A 20,804-nucleotide genomic window follows, 5' to 3' on the forward strand; every position below is an offset into this window, starting at 1 on the left:
GTGATGTACTGAAAAGGCTGCCGACACATAAAGTGACCCAAATAGAAGAATTACTGCCACACCGTTGGAAACCTGAACCCCGTTAAAACATAGCAATGGGGTTCAGCGGATGCTTACGAAAGACAGAGTAAACCCACACCTACGCAGAATCCTAAAACGCCTATAGTTAAGCCAAAATGATCGGCTAAATATCCCACCGCGATAATCGGTACGATCGTGCCTAAATAACCAATAAATAAATAGGTCGACATCACAGCTGCACGGTTATCCGTGGTTGTCATCTGGTGGATTAAACCGAATGCACCCAATAAGCCCAACCCATGTCCTACACCCAGCATAATATCGCTGATAAAGAACAAAATACTCCATTGCATACTCATACATAAGCCGAGTAAAACAAAGCTCACCACTAAAGTCATCAGCCCTAAACTCAGGCTTTTTGCTGCAGGAAGATGTTTAGCGGAAAATTGTACGACAGCAGAAACCAGTAAAATACTGGCAATGGCTGAACCACTGACCAATGATCCATGCCAGGGAATCAGGTCCTTTACGAAAGATGGCGAAAGAGAGGCAAATAAACTAAAGGCTCCAAAAGCGCTGAATGCAGTCAAAGCAGCAATAAAAAACAAGGATTGATGCTGGGCTGCTGGTATTTCTAAACGTGGTGCAATTGAAAAAGGTTGGGCTTTGAATTGTGGGGCTTTAATTAGAAATAACCCCAAAAAACATAAAATCGCAGCGGCAATAATCGGTAAATAAGGCGTAATTAAAGGTTGGCTAGAAAACTGAGCAATCAGCCCACCAATAAAGGGTCCCAAGCCAAAACCAATCACGGTAATGATGGAACTTAATTGCGGTGCATTTTGTTTATGACTGTCTGGAATGGTGGTGATTAATCCAAGCATCGCAGAGGTACTGATCAGCCCGGAGGCAATCCCAATAATAAAGCGACCCAAAGCCAGCCAAATTGCATTCGACGCAATGGATGAGAGGGCGAGGCCCAAGATGACAAACAGGATACCGATTTGTAAGGTACGTAAGAATCCAAAACTGTTGCTGGTTCGACCTAAAAATAGCAAGGTCGCCAGACAGCCAAACATATAGGCCACAAAGATATAGGTAATATGGCTAGGTAATAAATGCCACAGTTCTTGATAGATCGGATATAAAGGACTTGCGAGTGCGGTGCCAATGGTTCCAATACAAAGTGCCAGGCTGACCATTAAAAATGGTCGCCATGATTGTTGAGTCGTCATGTAGAGTCACAGAAACATCCGCCATAGGGTTGAAAATAGCGAATATTTGGAGAGAAAAGAATAGCTATAGATTAATTCTTATCCGCCTAGGGCGTCAATTTATAAGATGTAAGTCATTTAACTATAACGCTTTAATAAATTTAAAAATTCAGCAAGTTCCTGTTCATTAATTTCAGTTTGTTCACCAATCACGTGATGACGTAAATGTGATTCGATCAATTCATTCATTAGACCATTCACGGCGCCTTTAATGGCAGCGACTTGCTGTAATATCGTAATACATGAGTGCTCAGGGCTGTTTAAGGCTTGCTCTACAGAGTTAATTTGCCCTTGTAAGCGTTTGACTCGATTATGAATTTTCTTATCTTGATGTAAATGACCCAACACAACTCTCCAAAAATAAATATACTATGGGGGAGTATATTTAAGCGCTAAAATTATGCAAAAAGCCCCATTGACCAGAACGCACGCTCATCAGTTTGATGAAGGTAATCCCCTCGCCCAAAAACGTATTCTATGGGCGACTATTCTAACGGCAGTGATGATGCTATTAGAAGTGGCTGGGGGATGGATTTACAACTCTATGGCATTACTTGCCGATGGTTGGCACATGAGTTCACATATGCTGGCTTTGGGACTGGCTTATTTTGCCTATCGTTCTGCACGTCGTTATGCACAAGATAGCCGTTTTAGTTTTGGCACCTGGAAAATTGAAATTTTAGCCGGCTATAGCAGCGCGATCTTATTGATGGTGGTGGCGATATTTATGGCATTCCAGTCAATAGAACGACTCATAAATCCTATAGATATTTATTATAACCAGGCTATTCCAATTGCAATTCTTGGCTTGGTGATTAATTTAATCTGCGCATGGTTACTGCATGATGATCACCATCACCATCACCATCACCATCACGAACATGAAAATGAGCACGCTCATGGTCATCACGACTTAAACCAGAAAGCGGCATTTATGCATGTAGTGGCAGATGCAGTGACTTCAGTGTTTGCGATTATTGCACTATTTGCTGCGAAGTATTTAGATTGGGGTTTTCTGGATGCGGTACTCGGGATTGCAGGCTCCATTCTGGTGGCAAAATGGGCAATTGGCCTGATTAAAGAAACAGGAAGAACTTTACTTGATGCAGAATTGGATCATCCGGTAGTGGAGGAAATCCGGGAAGTGATTGCTGAATTTTCTGTGGTAGAAATTACTGACCTGCATGTCTGGAAAGTTGGCAAAGGCAAATTTTCCTGTATTTTAGCTTTGGCAACCGATTCCAATTTGAAAGCGGATCAAGTTCGTGAAGCACTGTCTATTCATGACGAAATTGTGCATATTTCGGTAGAAATAAATCCGCTATAAATCATGTCAATGTTCCACGTGAAACCTTGATGATGAAATATGTGTGCTTTCAGTAAGGACTGCTAAAATTAACTGAATCTGTCGTTAAATTTTAAGTAGAATCGCGTTGAATAATTGGAATCTATGAGTAAAAAAACATGATGAAAAAAACATTGGCATTCGCCTTGGTCAGTTTTATTTCGAGCTTAAGTTTGGCGAATGTTGATACGGTCAAAAACAACCTCACCAAACAACACCCAAAATTAAACATTGAAAATATTCAAGCCACCGATATGAAAGGCATTTATAGCGGTTCAATGGATGGTCAAGTGGTGTATGTCGGTGAAGATGCGCAACATATTCTGGTTGGCTCAATGTACCGCTTAAGTGATCAGAAAAATTTGACCAAAGACTTGGTACTTAAACAAAACAGCATTGATTGGAAAAAATTGCCTTTACAGGATGCTGTGAAAAGTGTGCGAGGTAATGGGAAACGCCAGATCGCGATTTTTTCTGACCCAAATTGCCCGTATTGCAAACAACTTGAGGCTGAATTAAGCAAGTTGAATGATGTCACGATTTATACTTTTATTTATCCTATCAAAAACCAGTCGATTGCTGTTTCAAAGCAAGTTTTCTGTGAAAAAGCTCCTGCCTTGGCTTGGTCAAATTTGATCAGTAAAGGGATTCAGCCAAGTTCTAAAAACACCTGTGCCAATCCGATTGAGCGTAATTTGAGTTTAGGAAAATCATTGGGGTTAAATGGAACACCTGCCATTATTTTCTCTAATGGTTTTAAAGTGATGGGGGCCCACCCTGCTCAAGACATAGAAAAAATGTGGAAAGAACTGGGTCTATAACAGGTTTATTTCCTGATGAATCAAACCCTAAAAAAGCACCTAGACAGGTGCTTTTTTATTAGAGTAACCAAGCATTTGAAGGAGGATTTAAACGCCTGATTTTTTTGCAATCAGGTTATAAAGGAATAGGATAATGAGGGCACCGATCACCGAAGCAATAAAGCCTGCTGCAGAGTTTTCACCGTAGAGGCCGAGCAATCGTCCACCGTAAGTTGCCAATAAGGAACCTGCAATACCCAACAAAGTGGTCACAATAAATCCTGATTTATCATTTCCAGGATGAATAGCGCGTGCAATTAAACCCGCAATAAAACCGACCACGATTGCAACTATAAGTGACCACATATGTCTTCTCCATTTATCGTTTGTTTATATACTTTCATTACGCTTTCATTTTTATAATTAATCATTTATGCAAAAGGAAACAGTTGAGTCCTGCTAAAAACTGTTGTGTTTTTGTTCTTGTTAAAAGATGAATGATAAAAAAAGTGGCCTTCGGCCACTTTAAGTATCTGGTGGGTCTTATAGACCAATTTCGCCAATAAATGGAATGTGGCGATATTTTTGGTCAAAGTCCAAGCCGTAACCGACAATAAACTTATCTTCCACTTCAAAGCCTAAAAACTTCACTTCAAGTTCAATTTCACGGCGTGAAGGTTTACTAATTAAAGTACACAGTTCAATAGAGTTCGGATTACGCGTGCTTAAAATTTCCAGCACTTTGCTGAGGGTATTTCCTGAGTCAATAATATCTTCGACAATAAGAACATCTTTACCGCGAATTTCGCCGTCCAGGTCTTTTAAGATTTTGACATCACGTGTTGAAACCGTACCGCCACCGTAACTTGATACCGTCATAAAGTCGAGTTCATGCGGTTTGCTAATTGCACGACATAAATCAGCCATAAAAATGACTGAACCACGCAGTAAACCAATCAAAACAAGTTCTTTGTCACTATTGGCATAGTGAGCATCAATTTTTGCACCAAGCTCTTTGACTTTCGCGTGAATCTCTTCAGCTGAGATCATTACGCTCATATGAACGGTCATGGGTAGATACCTAAAAGCAAATCAAAAAATAAAAAAGGTGTTGACCAGCAACACCTCAAAAGATGTTTTAATTTTAATACATCTGTTGAGCAGATGCATCTTTTTTGCGCCTGAATGTGTATCAAGCCTTGATTTTCGGGGTATCACGCTTAAGCAACACAGCACAAGCTGCAGCTATTCCAACCAACAAAAACATCTTTTTATAGGATCTTTTTGTGGTCTTATGCTTTGACATACGCCGGTTCTCCATAGATATAAGTCGCCTGGATATTACGATCATCGCCCATGGTCATCAGCGCAAATAATGCATCTTCAATACCTTTGGCACGTTCCTGACGCAGTGCCTGTAGTGCGGTGGCTTTTAAATCCAGCACAATAAAATCGGCTTCTTTACCTAGGTTAAAGTTGCCCAGTTTATCGTCCAAATCTAAGGCCTTGGCTCCGCCCAATGTGGCGTGATACAGGGACTCAAATGCAGAAAGTTTATCGCCCTGAAGCTGTTGCACTTTGTAGGCTTCATTTAAAGTTTGCAGCTGGTTAAATGAAGTGCCTGCACCAATGTCCGTACCCAAACCGACTTTGACCTGTTTTTCCCAGGTTTTTTTCAAGGGAAATAAACCACTGCCCAAGAATAGATTGGACGTTGGGCAAAAGGCAATCGCTGAGTTGGTCTGATGCATACAGTCCCATTCAGCCTCTTCTAAATGCACACAGTGGGCAAAGACCGAGCGCTGTCCTGTTAAGCCATAATGATGATAGACATCCAGATAGCCTTTTTGCTCAGGAAATAAATCTTTCACCCACGCTATTTCATTTTTATTTTCACTTAAATGGGTGTGTACATACACTTCAGGATATTCAGCTTTTAACTGTCCTGCTTTTGCAAGTTGTTCTGGTGTAGATGTGGGTGCAAAACGCGGAGTAATCGCATACAGGTTACGACCTTTACCATGCCATTTTTCAATTAGTGCTTTAGAGTCATGATAAGAACTTTCTGCTGTGTCACACAGGTCTACAGGGGCATGACGGTCCATCATCACCTTGCCGGCAATTAAACGCATTTGATGCTGTTCTGCCGCTTCAAATAAGGCATTGACCGATTCAGCATGTACGCTACAAAAAACCAAGGCTGTAGTGGTACCGTTTTTCAATAATTCCTGCACAAAAAATTGCGCGATTTTATCGGCATAGGCTTTGTCCTTAAATTGCAATTCTGTAGGAAAGGTATAGGTGTCGAGCCATTCTAGTAGTTGTTCCCCATAAGCACCGACCATCTCGGTTTGTGGGAAATGGATATGGGTGTCGATGAAGCCCGGCACAATCAGTTGCTCAGGATAATGTTCAAGCGGCATCTCTTGATTCAGCAAATTTTGCCCCTCTTGCCATGTCCCAAACCAGCTGATTTTTCCAGCGTTAGTGATGAGCAAGCCATCTTCAATATAACGAATGGCTTGAGCAATATCGGAGGCTTGTGAAACGGTGTGTTGAATATCAAGAAAGCGACCACGAACGGCGCGTTGAGCCTGAAGAGCAGACATGCAATAACCTTTTAATTTCTCATTTTTTCAATTGATTGTACCTGAAATATTTTGCTTAAACCCTATCGCATCAGTTTAAGCCCTCCCTTGTTTTATGGATCAAGTCTGATGTTTAGGATTTGAAAAAGCAGCCATCAATTGCAAGATCGGGCATAAAAAAGCCTTCCATCTATGCGATGGAAGGCTGGATCATTTTATTTAAAAATTACAGTTGCTCTTGCTGCTTGTTATAGCGAATTGATAACCACGCGGTAATCGCCAGCACAATCACAATAAAGCTGAGTGATATCCAGATGGGCATATGGAACACATCGAGCATCAACATTTTAAAACCGATAAACAGCAAGATAATCCCGAGGCCATAGGGTAAATAATGCATTTTAGACGCAGCGCCTGCCAGTAAGAAGAACATGGCACGCAAACCCAAGATTGCCATGAGATTCGCGGTCAAGACAATAAAGGGATCACTGGTGACCGCAAAAATAGCCGGAATGGAATCCACTGCGAAAATGACATCCGAGCCTTCAACCAAAATCAGTACCAGAAATAATGGCGTTGCCCATAACACGCCGTTTTGACGCACAAAGAACTTATGTCCATCGAGCTGAGGGGTAATACGCATATGTTTGCGTAACCATTTCAAGATAGCCATATCTTCAATATTGGGATTGTCTTCATGGCCTTTAAGAAATTTAAAGCCGGTATAAACCAGGAAGGCACCGAAGATATAAAGCACCCAAGAGAATTCCTGAACGAACCATGCACCGATAAAAATAAACAGGGTACGCAACACAATGGCGCCCAGTACGCCATAGAGCAAAATTTTACGTTGCAAGGCTGGAGGAATGGCAAAGGCAGCAAAAATCATCAACCAGACAAACACGTTATCAATCGCTAGTGATTTCTCTAACAGATAACCCGCAAAGTATTCCATGGTTTTTTGATTGGCTAAGGCAACACCCGCCGTTTGCTGCAAATACAGCCATAAAGCGCCAGCGAACAGAATGGACACACTGACCCAGGCAATGCTCCAATAGGCTGCTGACCTAATTTTAACGGGCTGGTCTTCTTTATTTTTGAAGCCAAGAAAGTCGACGATGAGCATCACTGCCACCATCGCAAAAAATGCCAGATACAACCCAGGGTTGCCGATAGATTCCATAAAAAATCTCCCCACCCGACAACTGGTCATAAAAAAACCTTGACCTGTTGCCAGATGATTTAAACATCTGTGTCAACATGATCAAGGTCTTGCCTACATCTGAAGATCCATATTTGGTAATTTCAGATGCTCAGATACCGACTTTTTGCAAAGTGTAATGACGATATTCTGACACGTAAGTCATTTAAAAAGATCAAATGGCTTACGTTTGGAGGAGGCTACTCCCCTTGTTCAACTCAATTTTGTTTTGGATCTAATCCAAATGTGGCTGAAGAATCGCATATTTATATGAATTGTGCAAATTTTATCTAGTAACTTACACTTTAATGAAGTCTTTAAGTTACACCAAAATGAATGCCAAGACTGTACCTAGAACAGCAAGAAGGCCACCCACGATCCCAATCTGACTTAAGCCATAACTTGCCGTGACCATTCCATCTAATAATGCCCCACCGCCAATTCCGACATTATACAGACCTGAATAAATCACCATGGCGACATCGGTCGCATCCGAATGAAAATAGATAACCCTATATAGAAATATCCAAAAAATTTAACACTATTGAGCAGCTATTTATGGCATGTTTATTTCTGTTCACACGAATAAGAGAATAAAAATTTTGGAAATTAAACACAAAGATGATGGCAAAAAAGGTGAATTTTATATCGGTGACAATCATCAGCATCTAGCGGAAATGGTCTATACCTGGGCCGGTGAAAACGTATTGATTATTGAACATACCGATGTAGATGATTCCCTGCGTGGACAAGGTGTGGGCAACAAATTACTTGAGCGTGCAGTCACTTTTGCACGAGAGAAAAATATCAAAATCATTCCGCTCTGCCCTTTTGCCAAGTCCGTTTTTGATAAAGATTTCTCTATTCATGATGTGTTGAAATAAGTTATTTTTAAAGTATTCTAATTTCAATCAATTAAAAAATTGAGGGATAGCGATGCAGTTTCAACATGATGATAATGGTCAAAAAGGCGAATTTTTTACTTTGAATGATTCAGGTCAACGGATTGCAGAAATCAGTTATATCTGGACAGGTGAGCATCAAATTATCGCCAATCATACCTGGGTTGATGATGTTTTGCGTGGACATGGAGTAGCGCGCCAGTTACTTGATGTTTTGGTGGAATTCGCACGTCAAAAACGATTGAAAATTGTCCCAACCTGTTCTTATGTAGATGTCATGTTTAAACGTGATAAAAGCTTTGCAGATGTTGTGGCTTAAGTTTGTCGTGATTTAAAAAAGCCCAAAAACTGGGCTTTTTATTTTTTGAGCCAATTAAGCAAGATCGATAATCACCTTCATTGCATTTTCATCTGCGGCGTGTTTAAACACATCATAGGCTTTCTCAAATTCAGCAAATTTAAAGTGATGGCTGGCCAACCGTTCCAAAGGCAGTTTTCCGGAACAACAGGTTTTCAGTAACATGCCGGTGGTATTGGTATTCACCAAACCTGTGGTGATTGTCAGGTTTTTAATCCAGAGCTTTTGCAGTTCAAAATTAACCGATTTGCCATGCACACCGACATTAGCTAGATGACCTCCCTCTTTTACCACGTTCTGGCAAATGTTCCATGTTGCCTCCGCACCCACTGCCTCTATCGCACAATCGACCCCTCGCCCTTCGGTAATTTCTAGAATACGTGCAATCGCATCTTCCTTGCTGGAATTAATGGTATGGGTGGCACCTAATTCTTTGGCCAGGGCGAGGCGGTTATCATCCATATCTACAGCAATAATTTGCGCTGGTGAATAGAATTGCGAAGTCAGTAAGCAACCCATCCCGATCGGTCCTGTTCCCACAATTGCAATGCTATCCCCCGGTTTGACATCGCCATATCGCACGCCAATTTCATGGGAGGTCGGCAATACATCCGATAAAAACACCGCGATATCTTCATTTAAGCCTTCGGGTAAGGGATAAAGCGAGGTATCGGCAAAAGGCGTCCGCACATATTCTGCATGCGCACCATCAATCATGTAGCCCATAATCCAGCCCCCTCCGTTACGGCAGTGAGCGTAGAGTTGTTTCTGGCAATTTTCACAAGTCCCGCAGCGGCTGACACAGGAAATAATCACCCGATCGCCTTTTTTCACATTTTTGACGGCCGAACCGACTTCTTCAACGATACCAATCCCTTCGTGACCTAATATACGACCGTCAAATTTACCGGTCTTCTTCTTGGCCTCTTCCTGAATTTCGGGGTTTTTACCTTTCCAGATGCCTAAATCTGTACCGCAAATGGTGGTTTTTGTGACCCGGATGACCGCATCCGTTGCATCAATAATCTGGGGGATGGGACGGTCTTCAAAACGGATATCATTTTCGCCGTAGTAGACCATTGCTTTCATTGTTGTCATTAGCTTGTTCCTTTTAGTATTCGCTTACTTTCATTACATATTGATATATTTTAAATTTTTCTCAAAACTGAAAACTGTTGCTTTAAATTGAGTCTAACCAAATATGAGCAGTAGCATGAAAGAAGTATATTGGAGGCTTGCGGTATTTGTCGCTTGTTTAATTGTGGCGTATGGATACACAGAGCTTCGCTCTCTAAGCTAGCAATAGTTGTTGACGAAGTCATTACTTAGACAGTTTTGCTTACAGAATGGTTTGATTTAATGATTTCAACCTGTTCTTAGTTCAATGTAATGTTTAGATGGGATTGGAGTTTGGTGGAGCTTGTGACTTAAATTTTTGAAAAAAATAGAAAATTTATGGTTTGAGTTTCTCTAAGTTTTTTCATATTGTTATTTAAACTTTAAATACAAATTATAACTATGTCATTCTATAAATATGCTTCTGCTGAAATTGGATTAAAAATTTTAGATGGGACGATTAGATTCACTCAACCTAATGCTTTTAATGACCCATTTGAGTTGGTTCCTGAGTTTTTTTATCCAGATGATCTACAAATAGAGGCTTTAGATTTTGAGATACATTGTGGTAATCAGAACTTTGATCTGACTCCTATTGATAGTTCAGCTGTCTGTAATGATATTGCTGCTAGGAATCTAGTAAGAGAGCTTTCAAATCAAATTGGAATTTTATGTTTATCGAGGAAACATGATTCTTTACTAATGTGGTCACATTATGCTGATGAATATAAAGGTGTATTGATAGAATTTGATAAAGATCATGAGTTTTTTTTAGGGAGTTTTGAAATCCCATATATAAAAGAAAGACGAAAAATTAATCTTACAGATTTTTCAAAATCTAGAACTCCAATTCCAATTTCTGTTTTATGTACCAAGTCTGAACAATGGAGTTATGAGAAAGAGCAAAGAGTAATTAGGTCTTTAGATTTTTGTAGAAAAATTGGTACTGATATAAATCAAAATCCTATTTTTATAATGAGTATTCCATTAGAAGCGATTAAATCTATAACTTTTGGTGAAAGAACCACAATTAAAAATCAGAAACTAATTTGGGAAAAAATTAAACATACAAATATTGAATTAAAATTAGCTGCGTTAGCTAATAATGAATTTCAGTTCAGATATGACATTATTAAATATAATGTTCCCCTCATTAAGATGAATCCAATGGTTAATCCCCGAACTGCTCAAATATTTTTAGATGAACAAGGGCAGTTAGGTGAAATAGCAAAATTTATGTATGAAAAACATCATATGACAGAAATTGCTAACTTAACTCTCTAAATTAAAAAAACCCGCTTCGCGGGCTTCTTTATATGAGCAGCGTTAAGCTTTCAACGCTGTAATCAACTTCTGATGTAATCCGCCAAAACCGCCATTCGACATAATCACTACAGCATCGCCTTCGCCTGCTTCACCGGCTACAGTTTTGATGATGTCATCCAGTGAACGTGCCACAATGGCTTTGTTTGGTGCAGCGTCAATCACTGGTTGTAAATCCCAGTCCAGACCTTCTGGTTGATACCAAATGACTTCATCCGCCAAACGTGCAGAATGTGCCAAACCATCTTTATGGCTCCCCATACGCATGGTGTTAGAACGCGGTTCAATAATCGCCCAAAGTTTGCGTTCACCAAGACGTTTGCGTGCGCCGTCTAAAGTGGTTTCAATTGCGGTTGGGTGATGGGCAAAGTCATCATAAACCTCAATACCTTTTACAGTATCCAGCAATTCCATACGGCGTTTTACACCGCCAAAGTTTGAAAGTGCTTCACATGCGGTTTCAATGGATACACCCACATGCTCAGCTGCGGCAATGGTTGCCAAGGCATTGGCAACAGAATGCTGACCGGTCATATTCCATGTAACGATGCCTTTAACCACACCATTTTCTAGCACTTTAAAGTGTGAACCATCTGCAGAAAGTTGCTCGGCAGATAATGATGCTTTTTCATTGGTATCTAATGAAGTGCGAACCACAGGTGTCCAGCAGCCCATGTCTAAAACCTCATCAATATTGGTTTCAGTAATTGGGGCAATAATGCGGCCTTCACTTGGAATGGTACGTACCAGATGATGGAACTGTTTTTGAATTGCAGCCAGATCATCAAAGATATCGGCATGGTCAAATTCAAGATTATTTAAAATGGCTGTTTTAGGATGGTAATGTACAAACTTGGAACGCTTGTCGAAGAATGCAGAATCATATTCATCTGCTTCTACACAGAAGTATTTGCCGCCGCCTAAACGTGCACTTTCACTAAAACCGAGCGGTACGCCACCAATCAAAAAGCCCGGGTTTAAACCGGCCTGATCAAGTACCCAAGCCAACATGGTCGTTGTGGTCGTTTTGCCATGTGTACCGGCGACGCCAAGGACATGCTTACCTTGTAATACATGATCTGCCAAAAATTGTGGACCTGAAATATACGGTAAACCTTCATTCAGCATATATTCCACAGCATCAATGCCACGTTTCATGGCATTTCCGACAATCACCAAATCTGGATGTGGCTGCAAATGACTACGGTCATAGCCTTGCATTAAGGTAATACCTGCATTTTCCAGTTGGGTTGACATCGGTGGATAGACGTTCGCATCTGAACCCGTCACCTTATGTCCTAAATCACGTGCTAATAGTGCCAGCGAACCCATAAAGGTGCCACAGATACCCAAAATATGCAGATGCATTTGTTTTAACTCCACTGCTTTTTTGACACATCACGGTGTTGTTGGTGGTGTCATTATTGATTCAATTTGAAAGCAACGATATCAAGGGTTTTGCGGAAAAGATAGTCTTTCTTGTATCTATTCATAGGATTGTATCATGCGTTTTATATCGCTGTTATATGGCTATGGTTTGCTGGAAAATTCATGGATGAAATGACATGCTTTTTTAGTGGAAAAACGTAAAATATTCACGATTATTCCAGATAAATTGACTATGTTTTTTCCGCTGCTACTTTTAATTATTTCTAACTGTTTTATGACTTTAGCTTGGTATGGTCATTTGAAGTTTTTACATGGTGCACCGCTTTGGCAAGCCATTTTATTTGGCTGGGTGGTTGCCCTACTCGAATACAGTTTTATGATTCCTGCTACTCGATTGCTCGCACAACAAGGCTGGGCGGTGGGGCAAATGAAAATTACCCAAGAAGTGGTGACGTTACTGGTGTTTGTACCTTTTATGATTTTTCTGTTTAAACAGCCCTTTAAACTAGATTATTTATGGGCAGGATTGTGTCTTTTAGGTTGTGTATATTTTGTTTTTAGAAGTCAGTAAAACTTAATGATTTTATTTGGAATTTGAGTTACTTCATGGCCTTCTTCTCAAGTTATGATCCAAAATAATTTGTGGAGGCATTGCTTTACTTTTGAGGGATCAAAAGTAACAAAAATCCTTTGTTGAGTTGATGATACTTCCTTGTATCACAGCTCAATGGCGACCTCCATATCGCCTTTACGCGATAGCAGGGTTGGAAATAATAATTTCATACTTTTTTAGAATTGATGATGATTTCTTTATTATTTACCTAAAAAGCAGCGGAAATATAGCAGTAAAGTATCTGTTAAATTTTGGTGAGATGAAAAATCAGTCTATAATATCGGGCTTGTGATTCATTTAAAGCTTGGCACTTGTCGAGATTTATCCTTCCTTACATTCGTTTATGGAATATTTGCAATGAATGCGGCTGCTGCAGACACTCAACCTCTCGTTGGAATTATCATGGGTTCTCAATCTGATTGGGCAACTCTCGAAAACACTGCCAATATGCTTAAACAACTTGGCGTCCCATTTGAAGCGGAAGTTGTTTCTGCGCATCGTACGCCAGACCGTTTATTCGAATATGCTGAAACAGCACGTGAGCGTGGTATTCAGGTGATTATTGCCGGTGCAGGTGGCGCAGCGCATTTACCAGGGATGTGTGCAGCAAAAACTGATTTACCGGTGCTGGGTGTACCCGTAAAATCTTCAATCTTGAATGGTGTAGATTCATTGCTTTCAATTGTGCAAATGCCTGCAGGTATTGCAGTGGGTACTTTGGCGATTGGTCCTGCTGGTGCAACCAATGCCGCGATTATGGCAGCACAAATTTTAGGTTTAACACGTCCTGAAATTGCAAAAAATGTTGCTGAATTCCGTGCTGCGCAAACTGAAAAAGTGGCGAGCAAAAATATTCCTGGTCAAATCTAAAGCCAAGCTTAAAACGGGACACACGTTATGGATAAAACCATCGGTATTTTTGGTGGTGGTCAACTCGGCCGTATGATGGCACAAGCTGCCCTACCGCTGAATATTCAATGCACTTTCTTTGAAGCCAATACAGATTGCCCTTCCGCCGCGATGGGTCAGGTGATTTCGACCAAAGCTGAAAATGGCTTACAAGATTTTATCAATAGTGCAGATGTATTCAGCCTGGAGTTTGAAAATACACCGCTGGCAGATGTTGATGTTTTAACTAAGCAAAAAGAACTGCATCCGCCACGTCAGGCTTTGGCGACTGCGCAAAACCGTTTGCTGGAAAAAGCGTTATTTGATGAACTGGCAATTCCGGTTGCGCCGTATAAAGCAGTCAATTCTTTAGAGAGCTTAAAAGCTGCGGTTGCTGAATTAGGTTTGCCAATTGTTTTAAAAACTGCTACTGGCGGTTATGACGGTAAAGGTCAATTCGTTCTTCGTACACAAGATCAAATTGAACAAGCGTGGACGGAACTCGGGCCTGCCGGTTCATTGATTGCTGAAAGCTTTGTAACGTTTTCACGTGAAGTGTCGATTATTGCGGTGCGTGGTCAAAATGGTGATGTGAAAACATGGCCATTGGCTGAAAATCACCATCACAATGGGATCTTGTCACATTCAATTGTTCCTGCACCTAATAGTGCAGATTTACAACCTGTGGCGCAAGACTACATCACTCGCCTGCTGAATCATTTGAATTATGTCGGTGTGTTAACGCTTGAATTGTTTGTGACGGACAAAGGCTTGTATGCCAATGAGATGGCACCTCGCGTGCATAACTCAGGTCACTGGTCCATTGAAGGCGCTGTCTGCTCGCAGTTTGAAAACCACATTCGTGCAGTTGCGGGTTTACCCCTCGGCTCAACTGAAGTGGTTCGTCCAACAGTGATGGTGAACATTATTGGCAAGCATCCAAAATCTGAAGATGTCTTGGCTTTAAATGGCGCCCATTTGCACCTGTATAACAAAACTGAACGTACAGGCCGTAAAATTGGTCATATCACGCTGATGCCAAACAACAGCGCTGAATTAACCACTTTATGCCGTCAATTGGCGAAAATTTTGCCAGAACCTTTGGCATTAACTCAAGATATGAGCATTTAATCCTTCGATTGAATGATAAAAAAGCGGTCATGCCAATGACCGCTTTTTTTATGCCTGAAGTTCGGGCATGATTGCGCCTCTTTTGGGCTTATGCACCGTTTATCGGAACAGAATAAAAAATAACTGTATGTAATTTGTACAATCCTTTATAAATAGACTGCATAAAAAACAAACAAATAGAATTGTGCTGTATTTAAGTTTTAGTGCGGTAAAACAATGCAGAAATTTTTAAATTCAAAAGATAAAAAATAAATTCAAAATAATATGAATTTAAATTTAAACCGGTGTATTTGAATTTAAAAAATATGAATTCAAAGTATTTGGGAAAATATGAATTTAAACTTTTAAATTTAAAAATAGAGTTTTGAATTTAAAGTCTTAGGTATTTAAGAGCATAAAAACAAAAGGGATTAACTTATCCACAATATGTTTAAATTTAAAAATGTAATTTAAATTTAAAATAATAAATTTAAATTCATATTTCGAGTATTTTGAATTTAAAAGTTTTAAAAAACAGGTCTTGTGGATAACTTTTTAAATTTAAAAACAGAATATGAATTTAAAATGAAGAAAAATGAATTTAAATTTACGATTTGATTCAGAAATTAACGACTGATGGTGGTATGGTAAAAACATAATTTAAATTCAAATGCCGTCAGGGATACTATGCGTCGCTTAGCTTTCGTTTTAGGTTCAGTTTTTCTTGCAATAACTCAAGCCAATGCTGAGCTGATTATTAATGGCCAACGTGTCACAGTGACTCCAACTACGCCTACAAATCAAATTTTTAGCCCGCAAAATAATTTTCAGCAATGTATTGCCAATTTACGTACTCAAGCCATGACTTCGGGGGTGAATGGGTCGACCTATGACCGCTATACGCAAAATTTAACGCCTGATTATTCCGTCATTGAAAAATTAAATTACCAGCCTGAATTTTCTACGCCAATTTGGGATTATTTATCCGGTCTGGTTGATGAGGAACGTGTGCAACTGGGACGTCAAAAATTAGCCCAGCATCAAGATGTACTCAATCGCGTTGCAGCAACTTATGGCGTTCCGGCTGAAACAGTGGTGGCAGTGTGGGGTGTGGAAAGTAATTTTGGTGATATTTCCGGAAGTTATCCTTTATTGCAGGCTTTGGGCACTTTAAGTTGTGAAGGTCGTCGTCAAAGCTTTTTCCGTGGAGAATTTTTTACCACGATGCGAATTTTACAACGTGGTGATTTAACCGAGCAGCAAATGAAAGGCTCGTGGGCCGGTGCATTTGGTCATACCCAGTTTATGCCTTCAGCTTATGAAGAGCTGGCGGTTGATTTTGATGGCGATGGCCGTCGTGATTTGGTTTCTAGCACCACCGATGCTTTGGCTTCGACCGCAAATTTCTTGAAAAAACGCGGTTGGCAAACCGGCATGCCGTGGGGCTTTGAAGTTCGTATTCCTGAAGGTATGTCCATCAATGGAGAAGGGCGTCGCAATAAAAAATCTTTAAGTAGCTGGGTGAGTCGTGGTGTAGTTCGTGCTGATGGCAGTCCCTTAATTCAGGGAAATTTATCTGACAGCAGTCCGGCTGGATTAATGGCACCTGCAGGTGCCAATGGCCCGGTATTTTTAGTCTTTAAAAATTTCGATGCTATATATAGTTATAACGCGGCAGAAAGTTATGCTTTGGCGATTGCACATTTATCCGATCGTTTACAGGGTCAGGGTGGGTTCAGTAAGGCTTGGCCAACCGATGATCCGGGAACATCGCGTGCTGAACGCCGCGAAATCCAGCAGTTTTTATTGAATAAAGGCTATGATATTGGTGCAGCCGATGGCTTGATTGGAGATAAAACCCGTCAGGCCATTCGTCAAGAGCAAAATCGTTTAGGTTTGAGTCCAACAGGTCGTGCTGGCCAACAAATTTTACGTGCATTTCGAAATGAAAATGCCCAGAAAATGATGAAATAAGAATGTTTTAGAAATAAAAAGGTCTGCTTGAAGCAGACCTTTTTATTGTGAAATGTTTTTATAATTTATGTTTATACAGCTGTAATGGTACCTAAAACACGATAGCCTGCCGCACCTGTAACGGTGGGTAGGTTGCCACTTTGTTGATTCATAAAACGCATCGCCAGCCATGCAAAAGCAGTGGCTTCAACCCAGGTCGGCGCTAAGCCAATTGCGGAGGTGGTTTGAACTGACCAATTGTGTTTGCGCAAACGCCAGCGCAATTGTTCGAGTAAATGTGAGTTATATGCACCACCACCACAGACATAGACTTCACCGGTATCCATATCGGAGCGGTAAATGGCTTTTTTAATCGCCCGTGTGGTGAGTTTTAATAAGGTTGCCTGAACATTTTCAGGAGTATCTTCTAACTCGTTATATTCAAGGTCATTGCGCCAATCGGAAATTTGCTCATCTAACCATTCCAGGTTGAAGTCTTCACGACCGGTACTTTTTGGCGGTTCTTTAGAAAAATATTCATGAGCTTGCAGGCGGTCAAGCAGGCTGCGAATCGGATGACCGTATGCTGCCCAGTTACCATTTTCATCATAAGGTTGACCGGTATAACGATGACACCAGGCATCCATTAAAATATTGGCAGGTCCGGTATCAAAACCATATACGGCATCTGGATTACCCGCAGGTAACATGCTGACATTGGCAATGCCGCCCAAATTTAAAATTACACGGTGAATGCTTGGGTGCTGGAACAAGGCTTGATGAAATGCTGGAACTAAAGGTGCACCTTGACCACCAGCGGCCATATCACGACGTCGGAAATCTGAAATCACTGGAATTTGCGTCATTTCAGTAATGATATTGGGATCACCAATTTGCAAGGTAAAACCATGCTCAGGACGGTGGCGAATGGTTTGTCCATGTGAGCCAATGGCTTTAATCTGGCTACGATCTAGCTGGTTCTTTTCAATCAGCTCATTAATACCACCACCAATCATTTGTGCTAGCGCCACATCTGCTTTACCCATGCGATCAATTTCGTTGTCACCGGGTAAAGTCAGCGCCATCAGTTCGTCACGTAAGTCCAAATCAAATGGCAAGGTGAGGGTGGCATGAAGCTGCAATGGATCAAATGAAGCAGCCACAATGTCAACGCCATCCATGCTGGTGCCAGTCATTACCCCAATATAGATCGCTGTCATGATGATAGTTAAGCCTGCATTATGCTGAAAAAGTGTTAGTATATCGCACAAATTGTATAACTGATGTATTGGGTTTTGTGATGTCAAATTTCCTGCCGGCTGAAGAACAACTTGCCCTCATCCAACGAGGCACTCATGAGATTATTTCTGAAGAGGATCTGTTAAAGAAACTCAAAGAAAATCGTCCCTTAAAAATTAAAGCGGGTTTTGACCCAACAGCACCTGACTTACATTTAGGTCATACTGTACTGATTAACAAGCTAAAAGTATTCCAAGACTTGGGTCATGATGTAACTTTCCTGATTGGTGACTACACTGCCATGATTGGCGACCCGACAGGTAAAAGTGCAACCCGTCCGCCATTGTCGCGTGAACAAGTGTTGGAAAATGCAAAAACTTATCAAGAACAAGTATTTAAAATCCTTGATCCGAATAAAACCAAAGTTCGTTTTAACTCTGAATGGTTTGCACAAAAAACCGCAGCCGATCTTATTCAGTTGGCGTCTCAGCAAACTGTAGCGCGCATGCTTGAACGTGATGACTTTACCAAGCGTTATAACAACCATCAGCCGATTGCGATTCATGAATTCTTGTATCCATTGGTACAGGGTTATGACTCAATTGCACTTGAGGCAGATGTAGAGTTGGGTGGTACAGACCAGACCTTTAACTTGTTGATGGGTCGTACGCTGCAAGGGCGTTATGATCAGGAAGCGCAAGTCTGCATTACGGTTCCAATTCTGGAAGGTTTGGATGGCGTGAATAAAATGTCTAAATCTTTGGGGAACTATATTGGTGTGTTTGATGCACCAGGTGCGATGTACCAAAAAGTCCTTTCAATGCCAGACGCTTTGATCGAGCGTTATTTTGATCTGCTTAGCTTTAAATCACTGGATGAAATTGCAGTGTTATTAAAAGAGATGCAAGAAGGTCGTAATCCTCAAGAAATTAAAAAGATTCTTGCATTAGAGTTGGTAGAACGTTTCCACGGTGCGGAAGCGGCTGAGAATGCACATAAAGGTGCAGGTAATATTATTACTGAAGGTGAGCTGCCAGAAGGTACGCCAGAAGTGACCATTTCACGTGCTGAATTTGGCGGTGAAATGTTTATTGCCTCTATTTTACGTACGGCCGGTTTAACCAAAAATGCTGCACAAGCCAAAGATGCCGTGGCGCGTGGTGTTGTAAAAGTGGATTGGGAAGTGGTTGATGCGGGTTTCTCTGTGAATGAGAACAAAACATACATCATTCAGGCAGGTAAAAAAGCGATTGCTAAAGTGACCTTCATAGACTAATGGTTTCTTGAATTTTTATTTAAGTTATTGAAATAAAAGCAGGCTTTGGCCTGCTTTTATTTTTTATATCGTATATTAATATTTTGAATAAGCAAATTCAAAAAAAACCTTACAAAAACAACAGTTAAATTTTTCCAAATCTGTTGCATTCTGTTTTGCTTAAGTATAGGATTTATCCATCTAGACATCGTGTAGAAAACATATCTAGAGGGTACGTGTATAACAAAAGCTCCACAGTTTTAAGTCTCTTCCCCAAGAGACTTTTTTTAAATTTTTACCAATAACTATAATAATGACATCATGGATCGAGCTATAGATTCAACTCCAAGGAAGAGATTTTGGGAGAGATCTCTTTCTTTTTTTTCTATCTAAAATTTAGTCAATTTTAATTTACCTGATCTTTTTTACTGCCTAGATAGTAAAAAATCCCCTGTTATAGGAGATTTTACTGAGTTTGATTATTTTTCAGAAGTTATATGTGTTGCAGTGTTAAGGTGAATAAAATTGAGTTTGGGTAAAATTATTTTGACGAAGCTGCCGACAGATAAGACGGTTATAAGGGTTCCTTCTCGCGCCCCAATAATCGTATGTGGAGATAAATAAGCGCTGACCACTGCAATTAAAACTAAAATAATATCGCCATAAGTTTTGCATGAGCTGAAAGTGAAATTAAAACGAATAGCATGTGCTTGATACAAACCTTCCCCAGCCAAGAAGCCTAAATTTGCTTTTTACCACCACGCATACTTCAAAAGCCGTGATTAGACAGCTCAATAAGCATAGCCAGATCCACACCAAGGCCTAACAAGGCAGTCGACTAAATAATAATAAGAGTTGCAATAGAAATTGAGTTGTCATCATTATTTTCAAACAGGAAAATAAAACCAGACTTAAACAACTCTTTTCTTTGATTGTTGCTATTCAGCGAATGGTTATAAACATCACTTTTTTGAAGTAATGATCGTTCTTCGTGAAGATGGAATGATTCTTGATGAATATTAGGCTTTCAATATACTTGGTTATAGGCAAGGGTTATTCATGTAGATTGTTAGCTTGTTTGTGGGGGATTTAAGTAGATAGCGTTTATAGCTTGATTTGAAATTTTGAAGATAGATATAGGTGTAGAAAGAAGTGATGGATTGATGATTTATGGCTGTAGTTAAAATATAAAATTCCAAGAAAATTTAAAAAAACCAATTTTTTTATTAAAGAAAGTATAAAAAATGACTAAAAAACATGATTTTTCACTGATTTTGTAGAAAAAACAGACATGCGTGATAAATATATCAATTTAGGGGTTGCGCGCATTTAGAAACTGTATAGAATACGCTGCATCCCGACGAGATAGACGGAAACGAACGAAGCGCGAAGCGTTAAGTTGTTGAGTTTATGGCGTTGAGTGACTTGT

Annotated in this window: 18 protein-coding genes and 3 pseudogenes; 10 read left to right on the forward strand and 11 right to left on the reverse strand. The window is 40.3% G+C overall.

Annotated features, from left to right (window positions below; all coding sequences use genetic code 11):
* Positions 1-113: 113 nt before the first annotated feature.
* Both HLH18_RS12535 and HLH18_RS12540 read right to left on the reverse strand, forming a co-directional pair.
* Positions 114-1,256: an MFS transporter gene (locus tag HLH18_RS12535; RefSeq protein WP_502708134.1), complete on the reverse strand. Its 1,143-nt coding sequence runs from the start codon at positions 1,254-1,256 to the stop codon at positions 114-116.
* Positions 1,257-1,373: 117 nt separating this feature from the next.
* Positions 1,374-1,640, reverse strand: coding sequence for a metal/formaldehyde-sensitive transcriptional repressor (locus HLH18_RS12540; protein WP_171547103.1), 267 nt, complete (start codon positions 1,638-1,640; stop codon positions 1,374-1,376).
* 55 nt (positions 1,641-1,695) lie between these two features.
* Between HLH18_RS12540 and dmeF the strand changes: the two are divergent.
* A pseudogene (gene dmeF / locus HLH18_RS12545) lies at positions 1,696-2,678 on the forward strand (CDF family Co(II)/Ni(II) efflux transporter DmeF).
* Between the two features lie 81 nt (positions 2,679-2,759).
* Complete coding sequence (locus HLH18_RS12550) at positions 2,760-3,461, forward strand: DsbC family protein (protein ID WP_171547105.1); 702 nt, start codon at positions 2,760-2,762, stop codon at positions 3,459-3,461.
* A gap of 87 nt (positions 3,462-3,548) precedes the next feature.
* Here HLH18_RS12550 and HLH18_RS12555 read toward each other — a convergent pair whose 3' ends face one another.
* The 5 genes and pseudogenes from HLH18_RS12555 to HLH18_RS12575 all read right to left on the reverse strand — a co-directional run.
* On the reverse strand, positions 3,549-3,806 hold the full coding sequence (locus tag HLH18_RS12555) for a GlsB/YeaQ/YmgE family stress response membrane protein (RefSeq protein ID WP_131292567.1): 258 nt from the start codon (positions 3,804-3,806) through the stop codon (positions 3,549-3,551).
* A gap of 177 nt (positions 3,807-3,983) precedes the next feature.
* Positions 3,984-4,511 carry a hypoxanthine phosphoribosyltransferase gene (gene hpt, locus HLH18_RS12560; protein WP_171529953.1) on the reverse strand — a complete coding sequence of 176 codons (528 nt, stop codon included), beginning with the start codon at positions 4,509-4,511 and terminating at the stop codon, positions 3,984-3,986.
* A gap of 221 nt (positions 4,512-4,732) precedes the next feature.
* Positions 4,733-6,049, reverse strand: a complete 1,317-nt coding sequence (guaD, locus tag HLH18_RS12565) for a guanine deaminase (RefSeq protein WP_171547106.1) — start codon at positions 6,047-6,049, stop codon at positions 4,733-4,735.
* 205 nt (positions 6,050-6,254) lie between these two features.
* Positions 6,255-7,211 (reverse strand): TerC family protein, encoded by a 957-nt coding sequence (locus HLH18_RS12570; RefSeq protein ID WP_171547107.1) that lies wholly within the window; start codon positions 7,209-7,211, stop codon positions 6,255-6,257.
* Between the two features lie 340 nt (positions 7,212-7,551).
* Positions 7,552-7,725 (reverse strand): annotated as a pseudogene (locus tag HLH18_RS12575) (sugar transporter); the annotation flags it as partial.
* 106 nt (positions 7,726-7,831) lie between these two features.
* Between HLH18_RS12575 and HLH18_RS12580 the strand changes: the two are divergent.
* Together HLH18_RS12580 and HLH18_RS12585 are read left to right on the forward strand one after the other, a co-directional pair.
* A complete protein-coding gene (locus tag HLH18_RS12580) occupies positions 7,832-8,113 on the forward strand; it encodes a GNAT family N-acetyltransferase (RefSeq protein WP_171547108.1) in 282 nt (93 codons plus the stop codon).
* A gap of 52 nt (positions 8,114-8,165) precedes the next feature.
* Positions 8,166-8,450, forward strand: coding sequence for a GNAT family N-acetyltransferase (locus HLH18_RS12585; protein ID WP_131292340.1), 285 nt, complete (start codon positions 8,166-8,168; stop codon positions 8,448-8,450).
* A 54-nt stretch (positions 8,451-8,504) separates the two neighbouring features.
* On the opposite strand, the gene HLH18_RS12590 is transcribed toward HLH18_RS12585, so the two are convergent.
* Positions 8,505-9,587, reverse strand: coding sequence for a zinc-dependent alcohol dehydrogenase family protein (locus HLH18_RS12590; protein ID WP_171547109.1), 1,083 nt, complete (start codon positions 9,585-9,587; stop codon positions 8,505-8,507).
* A 420-nt stretch (positions 9,588-10,007) separates the two neighbouring features.
* Between HLH18_RS12590 and HLH18_RS12595 the strand changes: the two genes are divergently transcribed.
* Positions 10,008-10,889, forward strand: a complete 882-nt coding sequence (locus HLH18_RS12595) for a DUF2971 domain-containing protein (protein WP_171547110.1) — start codon at positions 10,008-10,010, stop codon at positions 10,887-10,889.
* 42 nt (positions 10,890-10,931) lie between these two features.
* Here the strand turns inward: HLH18_RS12595 and mpl are convergent, their stop codons facing one another.
* Entirely contained in the window at positions 10,932-12,296 is a 1,365-nt protein-coding gene (mpl, locus tag HLH18_RS12600; protein WP_171547111.1) for a UDP-N-acetylmuramate:L-alanyl-gamma-D-glutamyl-meso-diaminopimelate ligase, read from the reverse strand.
* A 253-nt stretch (positions 12,297-12,549) separates the two neighbouring features.
* Between mpl and HLH18_RS12605 the strand changes: the two genes are divergently transcribed.
* The 4 genes from HLH18_RS12605 to HLH18_RS12620 all read left to right on the forward strand — a co-directional run bounded on the left by HLH18_RS12605 (position 12,550) and on the right by HLH18_RS12620 (position 16,902).
* Positions 12,550-12,888, forward strand: a complete 339-nt coding sequence (locus HLH18_RS12605) for a DMT family protein (RefSeq protein WP_171532918.1) — start codon at positions 12,550-12,552, stop codon at positions 12,886-12,888.
* Positions 12,889-13,287: 399 nt separating this feature from the next.
* Entirely contained in the window at positions 13,288-13,800 is a 513-nt protein-coding gene (purE, locus tag HLH18_RS12610) for a 5-(carboxyamino)imidazole ribonucleotide mutase (RefSeq protein WP_086176732.1), read from the forward strand.
* Positions 13,801-13,827: 27 nt separating this feature from the next.
* Positions 13,828-14,949, forward strand: coding sequence for a 5-(carboxyamino)imidazole ribonucleotide synthase (locus tag HLH18_RS12615; protein ID WP_171547112.1), 1,122 nt, complete (start codon positions 13,828-13,830; stop codon positions 14,947-14,949).
* Between the two features lie 666 nt (positions 14,950-15,615).
* Complete coding sequence (locus tag HLH18_RS12620) at positions 15,616-16,902, forward strand: lytic murein transglycosylase (RefSeq protein ID WP_171547113.1); 1,287 nt, start codon at positions 15,616-15,618, stop codon at positions 16,900-16,902.
* 71 nt (positions 16,903-16,973) lie between these two features.
* On the opposite strand, the gene HLH18_RS12625 is transcribed toward HLH18_RS12620, so the two are convergent.
* Entirely contained in the window at positions 16,974-18,101 is a 1,128-nt protein-coding gene (locus tag HLH18_RS12625) for an anhydro-N-acetylmuramic acid kinase (protein WP_171529392.1), read from the reverse strand.
* A gap of 80 nt (positions 18,102-18,181) precedes the next feature.
* Here HLH18_RS12625 and tyrS point away from each other — a divergent pair, with 80 nt between their 5' ends.
* Positions 18,182-19,396: a tyrosine--tRNA ligase gene (gene tyrS, locus HLH18_RS12630; protein ID WP_171547114.1), complete on the forward strand. Its 1,215-nt coding sequence runs from the start codon at positions 18,182-18,184 to the stop codon at positions 19,394-19,396.
* 458 nt (positions 19,397-19,854) lie between these two features.
* On the opposite strand, the pseudogene HLH18_RS16340 reads toward tyrS, so the two are convergent.
* Positions 19,855-20,115: pseudogene (locus HLH18_RS16340) on the reverse strand (DUF6198 family protein); the annotation flags it as partial.
* Between the last annotated feature and the right edge of the window lie 689 nt (positions 20,116-20,804).

Source organism: Acinetobacter sp. ANC 5414, from assembly GCF_013004295.1.
Lineage (GTDB): Bacteria > Pseudomonadota > Gammaproteobacteria > Pseudomonadales > Moraxellaceae > Acinetobacter.

Excerpts from the sequence above, each read along its gene's own strand:
- HLH18_RS12535 (WP_502708134.1), bottom strand. The coding sequence starts at position 1,256 with ATGACGACTCAACAATCATGGCGACCATTTTTAATGGTCAGCCTGGCA.
- HLH18_RS12550 (WP_171547105.1), top strand. The coding sequence starts at position 2,760 with ATGATGAAAAAAACATTGGCATTCGCCTTGGTCAGTTTTATTTCGAGC.
- HLH18_RS12555 (WP_131292567.1), bottom strand. The coding sequence starts at position 3,806 with ATGTGGTCACTTATAGTTGCAATCGTGGTCGGTTTTATTGCGGGTTTA.
- hpt (WP_171529953.1), bottom strand. The coding sequence starts at position 4,511 with ATGACCGTTCATATGAGCGTAATGATCTCAGCTGAAGAGATTCACGCG.
- guaD (WP_171547106.1), bottom strand. The coding sequence starts at position 6,049 with ATGTCTGCTCTTCAGGCTCAACGCGCCGTTCGTGGTCGCTTTCTTGAT.
- HLH18_RS12570 (WP_171547107.1), bottom strand. The coding sequence starts at position 7,211 with ATGGAATCTATCGGCAACCCTGGGTTGTATCTGGCATTTTTTGCGATG.
- HLH18_RS12585 (WP_131292340.1), top strand. The coding sequence starts at position 8,166 with ATGCAGTTTCAACATGATGATAATGGTCAAAAAGGCGAATTTTTTACT.
- HLH18_RS12590 (WP_171547109.1), bottom strand. The coding sequence starts at position 9,587 with ATGACAACAATGAAAGCAATGGTCTACTACGGCGAAAATGATATCCGT.
- HLH18_RS12595 (WP_171547110.1), top strand. The coding sequence starts at position 10,008 with ATGTCATTCTATAAATATGCTTCTGCTGAAATTGGATTAAAAATTTTA.
- mpl (WP_171547111.1), bottom strand. The coding sequence starts at position 12,296 with ATGCATCTGCATATTTTGGGTATCTGTGGCACCTTTATGGGTTCGCTG.
- HLH18_RS12605 (WP_171532918.1), top strand. The coding sequence starts at position 12,550 with ATGTTTTTTCCGCTGCTACTTTTAATTATTTCTAACTGTTTTATGACT.
- purE (WP_086176732.1), top strand. The coding sequence starts at position 13,288 with ATGAATGCGGCTGCTGCAGACACTCAACCTCTCGTTGGAATTATCATG.
- HLH18_RS12615 (WP_171547112.1), top strand. The coding sequence starts at position 13,828 with ATGGATAAAACCATCGGTATTTTTGGTGGTGGTCAACTCGGCCGTATG.
- HLH18_RS12620 (WP_171547113.1), top strand. The coding sequence starts at position 15,616 with ATGCGTCGCTTAGCTTTCGTTTTAGGTTCAGTTTTTCTTGCAATAACT.
- HLH18_RS12625 (WP_171529392.1), bottom strand. The coding sequence starts at position 18,101 with ATGACAGCGATCTATATTGGGGTAATGACTGGCACCAGCATGGATGGC.
- tyrS (WP_171547114.1), top strand. The coding sequence starts at position 18,182 with ATGTCAAATTTCCTGCCGGCTGAAGAACAACTTGCCCTCATCCAACGA.